Source organism: Compostibacillus humi, assembly GCF_014637175.1.
Classification (GTDB): Bacteria; Bacillota; Bacilli; order Bacillales; family Amphibacillaceae; genus Oceanobacillus; species Oceanobacillus humi.
Genome location: NZ_BMEV01000007.1, coordinates 57767 through 72327 on the forward strand (window position 1 = coordinate 57767; position 14561 = coordinate 72327).

Annotated in this window: 14 protein-coding genes and 2 pseudogenes; 5 read left to right on the forward strand and 11 right to left on the reverse strand. The window is 45.6% G+C overall.

The genetic code is table 11. From position 1 onward, the window contains the following. Window positions 1–749 precede the first annotated feature (749 nt). The gene (locus IEV18_RS03040) at window positions 750–1727 is read right to left on the reverse strand and encodes a cation diffusion facilitator family transporter (protein WP_188390917.1); all 978 of its coding nucleotides are present in this window, start codon (window positions 1725–1727) and stop codon (window positions 750–752) included. A 321-nt stretch (window positions 1728–2048) separates the two neighbouring features. Between IEV18_RS03040 and ymaG the strand changes: the two are divergent. The 5 genes and pseudogenes from ymaG (at window position 2049) to IEV18_RS03065 (ending at window position 6520) form a co-directional block, all read left to right on the forward strand. After that, window positions 2049–2302: pseudogene (gene ymaG / locus IEV18_RS03045) on the forward strand (inner spore coat protein YmaG). 323 nt (window positions 2303–2625) lie between these two features. After that, window positions 2626–2826 (forward strand): helix-turn-helix transcriptional regulator, encoded by a 201-nt coding sequence (locus IEV18_RS03050; RefSeq protein ID WP_188390902.1) that lies wholly within the window; start codon window positions 2626–2628, stop codon window positions 2824–2826. Beyond that, entirely contained in the window at window positions 2823–3278 is a 456-nt protein-coding gene (locus tag IEV18_RS03055; RefSeq protein ID WP_188390903.1) for a DUF3278 domain-containing protein, read from the forward strand. The genes IEV18_RS03050 and IEV18_RS03055 overlap by 4 nt, the downstream gene beginning before the upstream one ends. A 183-nt stretch (window positions 3279–3461) precedes the next feature. Continuing rightward, window positions 3462–5501, forward strand: a complete 2040-nt coding sequence (locus IEV18_RS03060) for a thioredoxin domain-containing protein (RefSeq protein WP_188390904.1) — start codon at window positions 3462–3464, stop codon at window positions 5499–5501. A gap of 344 nt (window positions 5502–5845) precedes the next feature. Continuing rightward, complete coding sequence (locus IEV18_RS03065) at window positions 5846–6520, forward strand: hypothetical protein (RefSeq protein ID WP_188390905.1); 675 nt, start codon at window positions 5846–5848, stop codon at window positions 6518–6520. 114 nt (window positions 6521–6634) lie between these two features. Here the strand turns inward: IEV18_RS03065 and IEV18_RS03070 are convergent, their stop codons facing one another. The 10 genes and pseudogenes from IEV18_RS03070 to IEV18_RS03115 all read right to left on the reverse strand — a co-directional run. Then, complete coding sequence (locus tag IEV18_RS03070; protein WP_188390906.1) at window positions 6635–8317, reverse strand: acyl-CoA dehydrogenase family protein; 1683 nt, start codon at window positions 8315–8317, stop codon at window positions 6635–6637. Window positions 8318–8330: 13 nt separating this feature from the next. Continuing rightward, window positions 8331–9842 (reverse strand): class I adenylate-forming enzyme family protein, encoded by a 1512-nt coding sequence (locus IEV18_RS03075; protein WP_188390907.1) that lies wholly within the window; start codon window positions 9840–9842, stop codon window positions 8331–8333. Beyond that, on the reverse strand, window positions 9839–10051 hold the full coding sequence (locus tag IEV18_RS03080) for a hypothetical protein (RefSeq protein ID WP_188390908.1): 213 nt from the start codon (window positions 10049–10051) through the stop codon (window positions 9839–9841). Before IEV18_RS03080 ends, IEV18_RS03075 begins: the two co-directional genes overlap by 4 nt. An 81-nt stretch (window positions 10052–10132) precedes the next feature. Further along, entirely contained in the window at window positions 10133–10537 is a 405-nt protein-coding gene (locus IEV18_RS03085) for a MerR family transcriptional regulator (protein WP_229733530.1), read from the reverse strand. Between the two features lie 120 nt (window positions 10538–10657). After that, entirely contained in the window at window positions 10658–11293 is a 636-nt protein-coding gene (locus IEV18_RS03090) for a Type 1 glutamine amidotransferase-like domain-containing protein (protein ID WP_188390910.1), read from the reverse strand. 75 nt (window positions 11294–11368) lie between these two features. Then, a complete protein-coding gene (locus tag IEV18_RS03095; RefSeq protein ID WP_188390911.1) occupies window positions 11369–11608 on the reverse strand; it encodes a ferredoxin family protein in 240 nt (79 codons plus the stop codon). 147 nt (window positions 11609–11755) lie between these two features. Then, window positions 11756–12499 (reverse strand): 4-hydroxy-tetrahydrodipicolinate reductase, encoded by a 744-nt coding sequence (gene dapB, locus IEV18_RS03100; protein WP_188390912.1) that lies wholly within the window; start codon window positions 12497–12499, stop codon window positions 11756–11758. A 195-nt stretch (window positions 12500–12694) separates the two neighbouring features. After that, window positions 12695–13291, reverse strand: a complete 597-nt coding sequence (locus tag IEV18_RS03105) for an NAD(P)/FAD-dependent oxidoreductase (RefSeq protein WP_188390913.1) — start codon at window positions 13289–13291, stop codon at window positions 12695–12697. Window positions 13292–13467: 176 nt separating this feature from the next. Further along, window positions 13468–13749: pseudogene (locus IEV18_RS03110) on the reverse strand (sigma 54-interacting transcriptional regulator); the annotation flags it as partial. Window positions 13750–13963: 214 nt separating this feature from the next. Continuing rightward, on the reverse strand, window positions 13964–14561 hold a 598-nt coding region (locus IEV18_RS03115; protein ID WP_188390914.1), incomplete at its 5' end, for an IS1634 family transposase.

Sequence of the window (14561 nt, forward strand, 5' to 3'; positions counted from 1 at the left end):
TCTCTCGGTCGATTCCTACAACTTTTTCTCTGATATCGACCGTGATAAGCGCTCTCTCGGTCGATTCCTACAACTTTTTCTCTGATATCGACCGTGATAAGCGCTCTCTCGGTCGATTCCTACAACTTTTTCTCTGATATCGACCGTGATAAGCGCTCTCTCGGTCGATTCTTGCGCTTTTTCCTCTGATATCAACCGTGATAAGCGCTCTCTCGGCTGTTTCCTACAACTTTTTCTCTGATATCAACCGTGATAAGCGCTCTCTCGGTCGATTTCTACAACTTTTTCTCTGATATCGTCCGTGATAAGCGCTCTCTCGGTCGATTCCTACAACTTTTTCTCTGATATCGACCGTGATAAGCGCTCTCTCGGCTGTTTCCTACAACTTTTTCTCTGATATCGTCCGTGATAAGCGCTCTCTCGGTCGATTCCTACAACTTTTTCTCTGATATCGACCGTGATAAGCGCTCTCTCGGTCGATTCTTGCGCTTTTTCCTCTGATATCGACCGTGAAAAGCGCTCTCTCGGTCGATTCTTGCGCTTTTTCCTCTGATATCGACCGTGATACGATGCACCCGTCCGGTTATAGCATACAAAAAAAATCAACCCTGCTTTTCTGAAAAGCGGGTGGACTTAATTTTTTATAAAAGGATCCCTTTGATGCCAATAACAAATGCATTTTGACAGCTGTACCAGAAAAACGATTCTACCATTCTTCTCCTTCTGTACAATTAATTTTCCGTCTAACATTAGCTAGGTTTCCAATCAATATCCCCGTCATCCTCAATAATGCCGATGCCGACATCGGCAATATCCGGATCTTTTAACACTTCTTCTTTTACTCTTACTTTTATATCATCGGCCTCCGCTAATGTTAACCCTTGCCGCAGCTCAATTCTCGTTTCCACATGATAATATCTGCCTTCCTGCATGATTCGCATTTGATTAATATCGGTTACATCTTTGTCCCGCAAAATAATCCCGGTAATTCTTTCTTCAATGTCCTTCGGTGCCGCTACGCCAATTAAGCCGACCATGTTGTCATAACCGACACGGAACGCGACGCCAATCATTAATATTCCAATTAGAATCGTTACGAGCCCATCAATCAGAACAAAATCGGTAAAGGAAATAACGACAACGGAAATCAGTGCCAATGCAGCTCCGCTTACGGCGACTAAATCTTCATAAAACACAAGCCTTGTCGGCGGGGCTGCCCTGCCGACATTTTTGAAAGCACCAGTTATGATGCCAAAGCCTGCCGCTTCGGCACGGGCTTCGACATTAATTTCCTTCATCGCTTTCACTAAAATAACCCCATCAATTACTAAGTTCAACACTAATACACCGACGTTAATCCAAAAGCCGTCCCCTGCTTCCGCCGGATGCTGAATTAAATGCCAGCCTTCCCGGATTGTTTCATATGCCATAATCGTCACGACAATTACGGCAACCATACAGAAAATGTTGATTACTCTGCCAAATCCCGTCGGAAACCTCGGCGTTGGACGCTTTTCCGATAAAATGCTCCCGACATATACAAACCCCTGGTTCACTGCATCCGCGGTGGAATGCATCGCGGAAGCAAATAGAGCGCCGCTTCCGCTTAAGGCTGCGGCAAAAAATTTTGCAATCGCTAAAATGGTGTTACCCAGGGCGGCAATCAGCGATGATTTATTTCCCTTTTTAATTAAGCCGGCAAAGGACTCCCGCTCTAATTCCACCAGTCCACTCCCCTTTTATGAATGAAATTATTATTTAATATTTGATGAGCAGGAGATTTTTAAACGGAATATGGCAATAGATTATCTGCTTATCTCGCCAATTATCTTGCAACACCATCAGGGAAGCGGTCTGCATACAAGTTTAAACGATGCAGAGTTCCGCATTTTTATGGAACCGGGTTAGCCGGATGATATTGCATGCTGCGCCAGTTAGTTTCCAAATATGGGTCATCGCCTATCCAAAACGAGGCTGTTTGCCATACCCTACAATATACTGTGCTTTTTCATTAATTTGGAAAAATGGAGGTTATAAAGTTGAATGAAATGATGACCAATCCTCAATGGAATGAGCAGGATGAAAGAATTGTCGGGCGACGGCCCCCTTATGGCTTCGGATATGGACATGGCTTTGGTCGCCGTCCGTTCGATATGGGTATCCATTCGGTTTCGGAGCACCATTTTTAGGCGGCGTCGTTGGCGGATTATTAGGAAGCGCCTTATTCCCACCATATGGCTATGGATATCCATATTATGGTGGATATCCGTTCTACGGCGAATATGGGTATCCTTATTATTAAAAAGTTAATTATGCAGTGAAAGGGTCGATGCTACAACAGGAGAAACTAATGCCCGTTAGAATATCGCCTTTTTTAAGCAGCTGGACTTCCAGGAGTCCATATTGCATTTTGCAAGACTTGCCAACCGATTACAGGGAAATTTTGATTTAATCATGTTACGATAGGAACTAAGTTTAGGTGATTTCTCTGTGAGGAACTATATGAAATCACCTCATTTTTTAGTAATGAGTCATTAATGTTTTTTCTTATTGACTTTTCCCATAATTGATGTAATATATATTTAACAAATGTAATTTATATATTGCTTTTTGCAGGTGAAGGTGATGAAGAACAACGTAAAAATAGCACGGATAAAACAATCGATGACGCAGCAGCAGCTGGCCGAAAGGGTCGGCGTTACGAGACAGACGATCGGACTGATTGAGAAAGGCCAATATAACCCTAGTCTGCAGCTTTGCATTGCCATTGCGAAGGAACTGAATAAAACATTGGATGAATTGTTTTGGGAGGTCGACGACGAATGAAATCATGGATATCTTTTTTCCTGCCAGATGACGAATATAAGAAAAAACGAATGCTGTACTTTTTATCCGAAGGTTCCGTTATTCTAATGTTCAGCCTTACTATTATGATGATTTTCAGCAACAGCTTTCATCTCGACGCAGAAATTTCACTCCTGCTGCCTGCAGCTGTCTTCCTCGTTTATGTATTAGGAAGATATGCATTGTCAGGGATTGAATATGCAGATATCGCCACAGAGGGTGCGTACAAAAAGGAACTAAAGCATATTTTCGTTAGAACAGGCAAATTTTTAGGGATTTATCTGCTCTTATATATAGCTTTTATAGGAATTCCCAGCAGCCAACATGACTGGGTTGAAATGATAGGATTAATCCTAAGCATCAGTTTGCTCTGGTTTTTTGTTAATTACATCTCTTTAAAACGTTCCTATCATAAAAATAAAGAGTTGCTATAATCTCGCCACTGCATTAACGCAACGTACGGAACTTTCGCATCATTGGAAGTTCCGTTTTTTATATCTTTGTACGAATGTTTGGTAAAGCTCTAAAATAATAAAGGTCCGAAAATTTATTCCCGGCCTCCATTGGCTGGGTCATTCTCTCCATTTAGGATAAACTATAAAAAAGGTGGTGAAGGAATGGGAGCAAATAAACTTATTGGCGAAAAATCCCCCTACCTGCTGCAGCATGCCCATAACCCGGTTGACTGGTATCCTTGGAGCGAAGAAGCTTTTGCAAAAGCGAAAGAGGAAAACAAGCCGATTTTTCTTTCCATTGGCTATTCCACTTGCCATTGGTGCCATGTCATGGCCCACGAATCCTTTGAGGATGAAGAAGTCGCCAACATATTAAACGAAAAATACGTATCCATAAAAGTGGACAGGGAAGAGCGCCCGGATATCGATTCCATCTACATGAAAGTGTGCCAGATGATGACCGGCCACGGCGGCTGGCCCCTTTCGATTTTTATGACTCCGGATAAAGTTCCCTTTTATGCCGGCACCTATTTCCCAAAAGAAAGCAAATACGGCCGGCCAGGGCTGATGGAAGTGCTGACCCAGCTGCATAACAAATATACGGAAGACCCGGACCATATTGCCGATGTGACAGAAAGCGTGAAAAATGCATTGGCAAAAACGGCGGCAAAGAAAGGGAGAGCGCGGCTGACTGTGGACATGGCGGCAAAGGGATTTGGCCAGCTGGCGAGAAGTTTTGATTTTACTTACGGCGGCTTTGGCGAAGCGCCAAAATTCCCGATGCCGCAAAATTTGCTGTTTTTGCTCCGGCATTATTATTTCTCCGGAAACAGCGCCGCCCTGAAGATTGCCGAAACGACGCTAAAGGATATGACAAAGGGCGGCATATGGGATCATATCGGTTTTGGCTTTGCCCGTTATTCCACCGATGATGAATGGCTCGTCCCCCATTTCGAGAAAATGCTTTATGACAATGCGTTGCTGCTGATCGTATTTGCGGAATGTTACGCCATTACGAAGGAACCCTTCTACCGGAAGATCGCCGGGCAGATTATCGAGTTTATCGGCCGGGAAATGACAGGAGAAGACGGCGCCTTTTATTCGGCCATTGATGCAGACTCGGAAGGTGTCGAAGGAAAATATTACGTCTGGGATTATGACGAAGTGATGGAATTGCTCGGGCCGGAACGGGGAGAGCTGTTCACCGAACTCTACGACATTACCCCGGAAGGAAATTTTGAAGGAAAAAACATCCCGAACCTCATTGAAACGGATTTGGAAGATGAGGCGGAAGAGCTGGGAATTCCTCTCGAGGAACTGGAACGGCAACTGGAAGAGGCACGGAAGATTCTTTTAGCCGCCCGGGAAAAACGGGTGCGTCCGCATGTGGATGATAAAGTGTTAACTGCATGGAACGGAATGATGATTGCGGCTCTCGCAAAAGCAGGGAAAGTTTTTCAAAAAGAAGAATACGTCCAGCGCGCCAGCAAAGCATTGCAATTTATCGAGGAAAAACTTTTTATCGGCGGCAGGCTGTACGCCCGCTACCGGGACGGGGAGGCCAAATTTCCTGGGTATCTCGACGATTATACTTATCTACTCTGGGCGTACTTGGAGCTGTATGAAGCAACGTTTGATGCAAAGATGCTCATCACGGCCCGCCGTCTTGCGGACAATTTGCTCGATTTGTTTTGGGACCCAGAAGAGGGCGGGTTTTTCTTCAGCGGCAAAGACAGTGAACAGCTCATAGCGAAAGACAAAGAAATTTATGACGGGGCGATACCGTCAGGCAATAGTGTTGCGGCGGTCATGCTTGTACGTTTAGGATTTTTGACAGGGGAGACGAAGTACGTGGAGAAGACGGAAGAAATGTATTATACCTTTTATGATGAAATGACCCGGGCACCTTCCGCCAGTCCCTTTTTCCTGCAGGCGCTGCAGCTGACCGAACTCCCGACAAAGGAAGTCGTCGTGCTCGGAAGCCGGGATTCTGCATTTCTGGCCAAACTCCAGCAGGAATTTTTGCCGGATGTTTCCTTGCTCGCAGCAGAAGATGAAAGTGCGCTTGCATCGGCAGCACCGTTTGCGGCGGGCTATCGGCCGTTAAACGGAGACGTAACAGTGTATGTCTGTGAAAACTTTGCCTGCCAGCAGCCGACAACCGATTTGGAAGAAGCGTGGAATCGTATTGTTAAAAGCTAAAGTTAGTATAGCAAAAATCCCTGTCCGCTCTGGCAGGGATTTTTATGTTTGTGGTGATTTTATGCAAGTCGGATAATCTCTGATTCCCAAGAATGCCGGCGTTTTGCAGGATATCAGCGGCCACGGCCGGGCTATCAGCGTTTGGAAAAAATATCAGCTTATCTCCAAAAATATCTAGCGTTTAATTTAAAATATCAGCGAATCGGTTTTATCAGCGTTCGGAACGGAAAATCAGCGGTACTTACAGAAATATCAGCATACTGCAAACTCTATCATCCGCCATAAAAATGATATACGTTTTTTTCGTTTATAAGGTATACTATCCAATAAAGGAGGTGCAATCGATGAACGGTATGAATCAGCGTTTCGACAAATTAGAGGAAATGGTCTCCACACTGATTACAACGGTCGGGACCATGATGGAGCAACAGACAAAAATGAGCCTGGACATCGAAACAATGAAAGAAAATCAAGAATCCACGCAAAAGGATATTCATTCTCTTAAAGTGCAGCAGGAGTCCATGCAGGAGGATATCAACTCTCTTAAAGCACAGCAGGAATCTATGCAGAAGGACATACACTCTCTTAAAGTGCAGCAAGAATCCATGCAGGAGGATATCAACTCTCTTAAAGCACAGCAGGAATCCATGCAGGAGGATATCACCTCTCTTAAAGCACAGCAGGAATCTTTGCAGAAGGACATACGCTCTCTTAAAGTGCAGCAGGAATCCATGCAGGAGAATATCAACTCTCTTAAAACACAGCAGGAATCTTTGCAGAAGGACATACACTCTCTTAAAGTGCAGCAAGATTCCATGCAGAAAGATGTTCATTCTCTAAGAGCACAGCAACAGACCCTTACGAAAGATTTCAATGATTTTAAAGCATTACAAGAGAGAAGACATGAGGAAATGATGGAGAAGTTAAACAACATCGAAGCGGATCAAAATTTAATCTTCGAAAAGCTGACGAAAAATGACCGGGATATTGCCCGTTTAAAACACTTATATGATTTTTAATACTCCATTATTCCACAACGACAATTTCCCCAATTATCATTTCCAACATCAACATTCCCGTACCGCTGCTGCAAAATGTCCATTCATCAGTCGGTACGGGGATTTTCCTTTATTTTACATATACGATACTCCTGCCGGCACGCCACGGACAATCTCATCAAAATGCTTCAATACGGCCGGTTCCATTTCCAGTTCATTTTTCTTCCATACATTTTGCAAAAACACTTCGGCAATTGCCCGATCTCTGCTATTCCCGTTGGCGAGCTGTTCGAGGGCAGTGACGCTTTCCAAAATACCGGTCATTTTCTTGCCGATTTTTTTGCAGTAAAAGGTCTGCAATTCTTCAGGCATTTGTTTTACTTTTTCCGTTTCCTGAAGCAAGTTTTGCAATGCCTCTGCAACAATCGCTTTCCACGGTAATCCTCCCTTAAGCTGCTGCAATCTTTCCTCCATTTTGCTGGCAAATAATTTTTCCGCATCATATTTGCGCATGAGCCGCAGCACTTCCAGCCCTAAAATATTGGCCGTTCCTTCCCAGACGGTGAGCACTTGCGCATCCCGTAACAGTCTCGGCGTAACGAAGTCTTCAATATAGCCGTTCCCGCCATGGAGTTCGATCGCTTCGTGGCTAAAATGAATGGCCTGCTCCGCCGTTTCCACTTTCATCAGAGCAACGAACAGACGGAACAAAATTTGCTCCTCTGCTGACGGTACAGCACTTTGCCCCGGCGGTCCCATGACCCGGTCCATCAGTTCGATGACGTCAAACATTACTTCCATTTCAATTTCCAGCTTGGAAACCAGCTTCCCTAACGTTTCCTGTACCATCGGGTATTCAATTAGCCTTTTGCCAAAGGCTTTCCGCTCCCGGGTGTAGGCAACGGCTTCTGTGTAAGCTCTGCGCATAATGCCTAAGGAAGCAATCGCATTGGAAACACGGGATAAATTCAGGGCCTCCATCATATAGTAAAATCCTTTATCCGCACCGCCGACTAAATAGCCGAGGGCGCTGTCAAACTCCACTTCTGCCGATGGTACCGCCCGCACCCCTAATTTGTCCTTCAGCCGCCGGATGCGGAGAAAACCATTTTTGCGATTTTCCTCCCAAGGAACGGCAAACAGACTTAAGCCCTTCGTTCCCGTCGGAGCGCCTTCCCTCCGTGCGAGGATCATGGCCACGCCGCACATCCCGGCATTGCTGGCAAAATATTTTTCTCCATAAATCCGGTAATGGTCTCCTTCTTCCACTGCCTTCACTTCATTGGCTCCGACGTCAGACCCCCCTTGCCTCTCTGTGAGGAAGGTAGCACCTTCATACAGTTCCGTCTCCCCGGTGGAAAGCACGTGGGGCAAATATTTTTCTTTCAGTTTCGGAGAGGCGTAATGATCTAACAGGTAGGCGGTTGCTTTCGTCAGTGTGACCGGACAATAAAGCCCGGGTTCGGTTTGCGAAAGCAAGTACCCTTGGGCAAAGGAATAGATGTAATTTCCCTTTCGTCCCAGCTCGGGAATTTCCTTGTGGATATACCCGACAATCCCGGTATTGTAGGCATCGTTCACATTTTTGCGATAGCCTTCGTTTACCCATATTCGTGAAACTTCATTGCCCATTTTGTCGTAACGGATTAACCGGGGCTGGCCTTCCCGGTCCGTATGCCTTGCCCGTTCATCCATCGTTCCGGCGGCCAGCTCCCCAAATTGGTGCAGTTCATTATCCGCCCACTGGAAAAAATTCGCTGGAAGTTTTGCTCGTAAAATTTGCTGCAGGCGAATGTCCTCTGTGTAAAAATTTGCCACTTTAGTTCCCTCCTTAGTTTGTCACACGTGCACGCAATTGGTTTTTCAACAATTTTCCGGTGGCATTTCGCGGCAACGCATCCATCACTTCATATAAACGCGGGATTTTATAGTCCGCCACTTTCCCTTGCAAAAATGCCCGGCATTCCGCCTCCACGTCTGTCATTTCTTCTTTCAGCACGATGAAGGCTTTCACCGTTTCGCCCCAGTCCGGATGGGGAACTCCGACCACCGCCACGTCCGCAACATTAGAATGCTGAATGAGCACATCTTCAATTTCCTTCGGATATACATTGACGCCCCCGGAAATGATGACATCCTTCTTCCGTTCGACAATCCAGTAATAGCCGTCCTCATCTTGCCTTGCCAAATCCCCGGTATATACCCAGCCGTCTTTTACCGTCTCTGCCGTTTTTTCCGGATCTTTATAATAGCCTTTCATATTTCCCTCACCGCGGAGAATGATTTCCCCGACTTCTCCTGTTGCTACATCGTTTCCATTGTCATCGACTAGGCGAATTTCGCATTGGAGGGCTGCCCGCCTGCCGATGCTCCCTGCTTTTTCCGCATGTTCTTCATGCTGCAACAATGTTCCATTTGGCCCGGCTTCCGTTAGTCCGTATACCCCGATCAGTTTTCCGGTCGTAAATACTTCCTTTAAAAATTCCACTTCCTTTGCCGCCAATGGAGCGCCGCCATAAACCCAATATTCCATGGACGATAAATCAAATTCCTTGATGTTCGGATGTTTTGCACTGGCCAAATAGGCAATTGGCGCACCAAAGAAATGGGTAATCCGCTCCTTTTCCACCGTTTTCAGCAGCAAATCCGGCGTAAATGTCGGAACGGCAACATGGGCAGCGCCAACGTAAATCCCTGCTGCCATAAATAAATGAAGGGGTGCAGAATGACTGAGGGGCATCATATGCAGAATCCGGCTTTCCGGTTTCACGTTCATTTCGATGCAAATCAACGTTGCCACCGTCAAAATGCTGCGATACGTAAAGAGAACCCCTTTCGGATCCCCCGTCGTTCCCGATGTATACAAAATGGAAGCTTCATCATCTTCCGTTAACGGGCAGGCAATTTCCTCCTCTTCTCCCTCTTCCAGCAGCTGCTCCCAGGAAAGCCAATTTCCATCTGCTTCCCCCGTTTTCACGAGCAGCAGCTCATTCGCCGCAAGGTCAGCAACTTGGCCAAACAGCAGCTCATGGGTAAGAAACATTTTCGCGTCGCTATGTTCTAAAATATACTCTACTTCCCTGCCGACTAGCCTGGCATTAATCGGCACGATAACTGCCCCGATGCGCTGGACGGCAAAATACGTGATCAAAAATTCTTTCGTATTCGGCATATGGAGCACGACTTTATCTCCCCGGCCAATTCCGAGCTTTAGCATGCTGCTGGCTAGCTTATTTACGCTCCGATCCCATTGTTTGTACGTAATCCTTTCCGTCGGTGTGACAATTCCCTCCTTGTCCGGAAATTTACGCGCCTGATGGGCTAGCAAATTTGGCAAATTCATTTCGTATCCCTCCTATATTTTTTCACGATTCCAAAACTGGAACCGGATAATATTATTTCGTTCGCTAATTGATGAATTTGGCATCGATTTCCAGTTTCTCTTTCCTCTGCCATTGTTAACGGGCATGTGACCGTATCCCCCTGCAAAATGACGTTGAAATACTCATCGTTCATAACTTTTGAGCCATCCCTCGGGAAGCCTTTTCCCATCCCTCGTCTCCGGCAAGATTGGCAAATTGGGTCATCTCCCCCTCCGTAAAGGTTCGCTGCCACGTGAGCACTTCGCCCGCTTCAATCAGAAGATCCCTCCTTTTCCAAAGTTTTTAGCTGCTTTTCGAAATCCGCCAGCAGCTTTTCCATTTCTTTGCGCATGAAGACGAGCTCGTCAATCCGGGTCGTCACCTCCTTCACTTTTTCCCGTCCGTAGGCAATCGTCCTTTCCAGCTGCTTTTTCCCCGACGGGTCAATATCAAAAAGCTGGATCATCTCCCGGATTTCCTCCAGGGAAAATCCATACTTTTTCCCGCGAAAGATCAGCTTTAATCTCGCCCTTTCTTTATTCGTAAAAATCCGCTGCCCGCCTTCGCTCCGCATCGGCCGGAAAAACCCCAGTTCTTCGTAATAGCGAATCGTTCTCGTCGATATGTTAAATTCCTTTGCCAGCTCGGAAATTGTATATGTATTTTTACTTTTCACACCCATCATCCTTGATATAATTTTCTGATTATTATTTTACCATTAACGTTAACGTAAAGTTCAAGGGAAAATATCAATGAATGCGAAAAAAATAGAACTTCTGCGTTGAAGTTCTATTACCTATTTTTTAAATGTATAGACATTGCCTCCGTCCGTTTCAGCAACACGTTCATTCATAAAATAGAGGCCTGCTCCGTCATCCATACCATAGCCGACCGGTGTTCGGACTTTCCATATAGCGCTCCTTAAGTTTGCTTCTTGCTGCCATTTTGTATAATGAACGCTGATAACACAATCCTTGATGAGGCCTAATCCTCGGAGAAAGAGATGTTTGTTTTCGCAGTTGTCGATGGGAGGGATGACGCAATTTTCCGGTGCAATTAGCGCACCGGCAGAAAAACCGGCAACGGGAACCCCTTCTTCGTACCGTTCTTTAATCCGTTCTCCGACCAACGTATCTACAATATAATCCCTGTAGCGTTCTGTCTCCCCGCCGCCGATAATAATTCCCGCACAAGACGATAATATTTCCAAAGTGTTGTCATCCGGCTTGGGGCGAAGGGCAAGATAAGCAAAGTCATCCAGGCAAAAGTTTTCTAAAACGGACGTATACTTCGGCATATATTGTTCCCAGCCGTCCCTTTCCAAAAATAAAATGGCAACTTTTCCTCCAAGCGTTAACTGCGCAAATTTCTTCCCTAACTTTTCCGTAAAAGGGGGACTGCCGCCAAACAAAAATAAATGTCTGTTTTCCATTAACTCCCCTCCAATCCATTAACCCTGTCCCAATAGCGAAAAGAAAAAACTGCCCAGCGAACAGCAGGCAGTTTCTCATCGGTTGGCAAAAAATTCTTCTGCTTTTTGCAAAAAGATCTCTTGTTCCGGCGTTAAATCGTATTCCTCTTCGATAGCACTGACCGGACAAACAGCTTTGCACGCGCCGCAGTCAATGCACACATCGGGATCTATATAAAACTGATCGGGACCTTCTTCAATACAATCTACTGGACAAACGCTCACACACTCGGCAGCTTTTTCCGACTGGCAAGGTTCCAAAATAACAAAGGCCATGCTGTAAACCTCCCTACATCAAATATTCTGTCCATTTAAATGATATAGGGAAAAAGGAAGAAAGTAAAATGTTAGGACTTTCATATAAATCCGTCAAACTTTTTTACAGCATGGATTTTCAGTTGTGGTGACATAATCAAGATAACATTATTTTCTCTTTTCGATATGCTCGATAAAGGATAGGAAATCATAGTACACCCCGGAATTTGGCATGTTTCTCAATATATAGGCCACGCCTTCACCGAAAACTTCCCTCCCCGTCACTTCATAGGAGACGGACAGATTTTCATTTTTGGCAGCGAATTTTATTTCGTGATAAGACGCCTTCTCTGCCACTCTTTTTGCAATGATGGCATCTTCCGTTAAATCGAGCTGCTGCTGCAAATATAGCGCTGTCCCGGATGGACAGTCCCGCTTCGAAGTATGATGCTTTTCAATAATTTGCAGCTCTTCTCCGCCATAATATTCTCGAAGGATGTTTCCCATTTTCACCATCGCTGCGATGCCGATGGAAAAATTGCTGGCAATAATCCCGAAGCGATTTTCTTCCCGCAGCAATTCCGCAATACATTCTACCGATTCCTTCGTTAAACCGGTTGTGCCGATAATGATGTCCAACCCATGTTTCGCTGCAGACACAGCATTTTTCTGAGCTGCATCGGGAGCCGTAAAATCAATATATACATCCGCATCCGTTTTTTCCAATGCCGATGGCACGTCCGGATAAATATAACGGAAGTTGCTTTTTCCTCCCAATAGTTCACCAATATCCCGGCCGGCAGAATTTTTCCCCACCGCCGCTACAATTTGACAATCATCCAAACGGCGGAGCACGTTTGCGACAGCCTTTCCTGTACGCCCGGTAATCCCTGCCATCACAATACGTTTCAAAAAGATCATCCCCTTATGATGTGCAGAATATTTCGAAACCTATAATGTTATCATACTAGTTCTTTTTGCAACTTATTCCCGTCGGTTTGGACATTTCTCAATTGGGAATTTACTGCTCCGTTCTAAGCCTTGTTTCAAAGGGGAAATCATTGTCCTCTTATTCAATGGCAGCAAAGCCATGTGCATCATAAGAGATTATTGAGCCGTATTCTCCCGTTGCATCATCTCTCCTTTATCCTCACATATTTTCACCGACCAAACGAGCGTATTTGTAAAAATTTGCACGCCAAGGCTTTCTGCTTCCAATGCCAGATTGTTGGCGATTTCTTTCCCGTTCCATTCCTCCTCTCCATCCGGCAAAGACGGATCTTCGTACAGCTGGCCGAGGAGCCTCCCGCCAATGATTTTTCCTGTAGTTGGCGCCGAGGCGATCCCGTCTCCTTCATGTCCGGCCGCAATGTAAAGACCTTCCGCTTCTCCTGTCTTACCGATAATCGGCAATCCGTCCGGCGTATATGGACGGAGCCCAGCGAAGGTGCGAATAATGTGCGTATCTTTCAGTACTGGCAAAATTCGTACGGTAACGTTGGCAATTTCCTTCGCAAGCTGCACATTTGGGGTTATATCGTAGCCCGCAAATTCGCGGGAACCGCCAATGAGCAAGGTGCCGCTCCGCGTTTGCCCTAAAGATAATCCTGCACTTTGCGGCTGCTCCGGGTTGTTTTTTTTCGGATTTATTTTATTGGCAATGTACGATGCGGATAATATATTGCAAGGAAAAAGCGGCTCCATCCATTAGGAAACTAAAATTTGCCCTTTCCGGGGGATAATTGGAATGTGAATCCCAATTCGCTTCAGAATGAACGGCGTCCATACCCCGGCTACCGTTCCCGGGCTTCGTCACCAGAGAGTATTTGTACATTCATTCCCGCATTTCGCTGGCGCTCGACAAAACTTTTCATCACCTCCAACTCTTGCATTGTTTTAAATTGTAGCACCCGCAACAGCTTTGCCTGTATGGGCAGACTCATTGCCCCGATTTCATCCAAAAATAACGTTCCCCCGTCGGCAAATTCAATTTTGCCGATTTTTCGCCCCGTTTCCCCGGTAAATGCGCCCTTTTCATAGCCGAACAGTTCGCTTTCCAATAAATCGCTCGGGATGGAAGCGCAATTTATGGCGACAAAGGGGTGATGGCGAAAAGGACTCTCCGCATGGATGGCATGGGCAAATAATTCTTTTCCCGTCCCATGTCTTTTTGATCCAAAGCTGCTTTATCTATCACGGGAAAAGCAGCAGACGATGTCCCTTTCATGCTCTGTTTCAGGGTGCCCAAATAAACAAGTGCTCCCTTTTCCTGCCATGCTAGTAACCCAAGTTCGACAGTGACTAGGTAAACGAATGCCCCTCAAAGCTTTGTGTATCAAGGTTTTGAGGGGTAAAAAGGGCATAATTATTGTGTTACTAGCTTTTCGGCTTGATTTCTAAAATTTCAGGAGGCAGATTCACGCCTACTTTATTGAAAATCTCTTTCTGTTTGGCGGTTGGTGTCGTCGTACGATATAGTTCTCCATCCTTCGTGGTGAAATGACCCACTTGAAGCCTTTGGACCTCACGACGCACGGAATTCCAACTCGAGCCGGTTTCATTTTCAATCAACCTGACAAGTAAAAGTGCCAGCCAATTAATGATGATATGAGCTCGAATTCGTCTCTCTAGCCGATGGTACATCGGCCGTATGTTTAATGTGGACTTTAACGTTCGAAAAGCGCTTTCGACTTGAAGTAACTGCTTATACCCTAACGCAATATCCTCAAGGGATAACGTATCGTCGGATGTCCGGATTAAGTATTTGCCATCGTATTTCTCTTCATCCCGTATGGCTTGCTTATTCAGTTTTAAGGTACCATCTTTCAATTGGCGGATATATTTCCCGTACACTTTATGCACCCGTAAAGCACATGCCCGTTTGTGGTGGGCTTCATTCGGTAATTGTTTCAAATTTTCAAGCTGCTCCTCAACGGCACAGATGATTTCCTTTCTTTGACGGCGGTCACGTTCG

What these genes read in the sequence shown, in the direction of transcription:
- IEV18_RS03050 (WP_188390902.1), top strand. Translation starts at nt 2,626, where the DNA reads ATGAAGAACAACGTAAAAATAGCACGGATAAAACAATCGATGACGCAG.
- IEV18_RS03055 (WP_188390903.1), top strand. Translation starts at nt 2,823, where the DNA reads ATGAAATCATGGATATCTTTTTTCCTGCCAGATGACGAATATAAGAAA.
- IEV18_RS03060 (WP_188390904.1), top strand. Translation starts at nt 3,462, where the DNA reads ATGGGAGCAAATAAACTTATTGGCGAAAAATCCCCCTACCTGCTGCAG.
- IEV18_RS03065 (WP_188390905.1), top strand. Translation starts at nt 5,846, where the DNA reads ATGAACGGTATGAATCAGCGTTTCGACAAATTAGAGGAAATGGTCTCC.
- IEV18_RS03075 (WP_188390907.1), bottom strand. Translation starts at nt 9,842, where the DNA reads ATGAATTTGCCAAATTTGCTAGCCCATCAGGCGCGTAAATTTCCGGAC.
- IEV18_RS03080 (WP_188390908.1), bottom strand. Translation starts at nt 10,051, where the DNA reads ATGGGAAAAGGCTTCCCGAGGGATGGCTCAAAAGTTATGAACGATGAG.
- IEV18_RS03090 (WP_188390910.1), bottom strand. Translation starts at nt 11,293, where the DNA reads ATGGAAAACAGACATTTATTTTTGTTTGGCGGCAGTCCCCCTTTTACG.
- IEV18_RS03095 (WP_188390911.1), bottom strand. Translation starts at nt 11,608, where the DNA reads ATGGCCTTTGTTATTTTGGAACCTTGCCAGTCGGAAAAAGCTGCCGAG.
- IEV18_RS03105 (WP_188390913.1), bottom strand. Translation starts at nt 13,291, where the DNA reads ATGGAGCCGCTTTTTCCTTGCAATATATTATCCGCATCGTACATTGCC.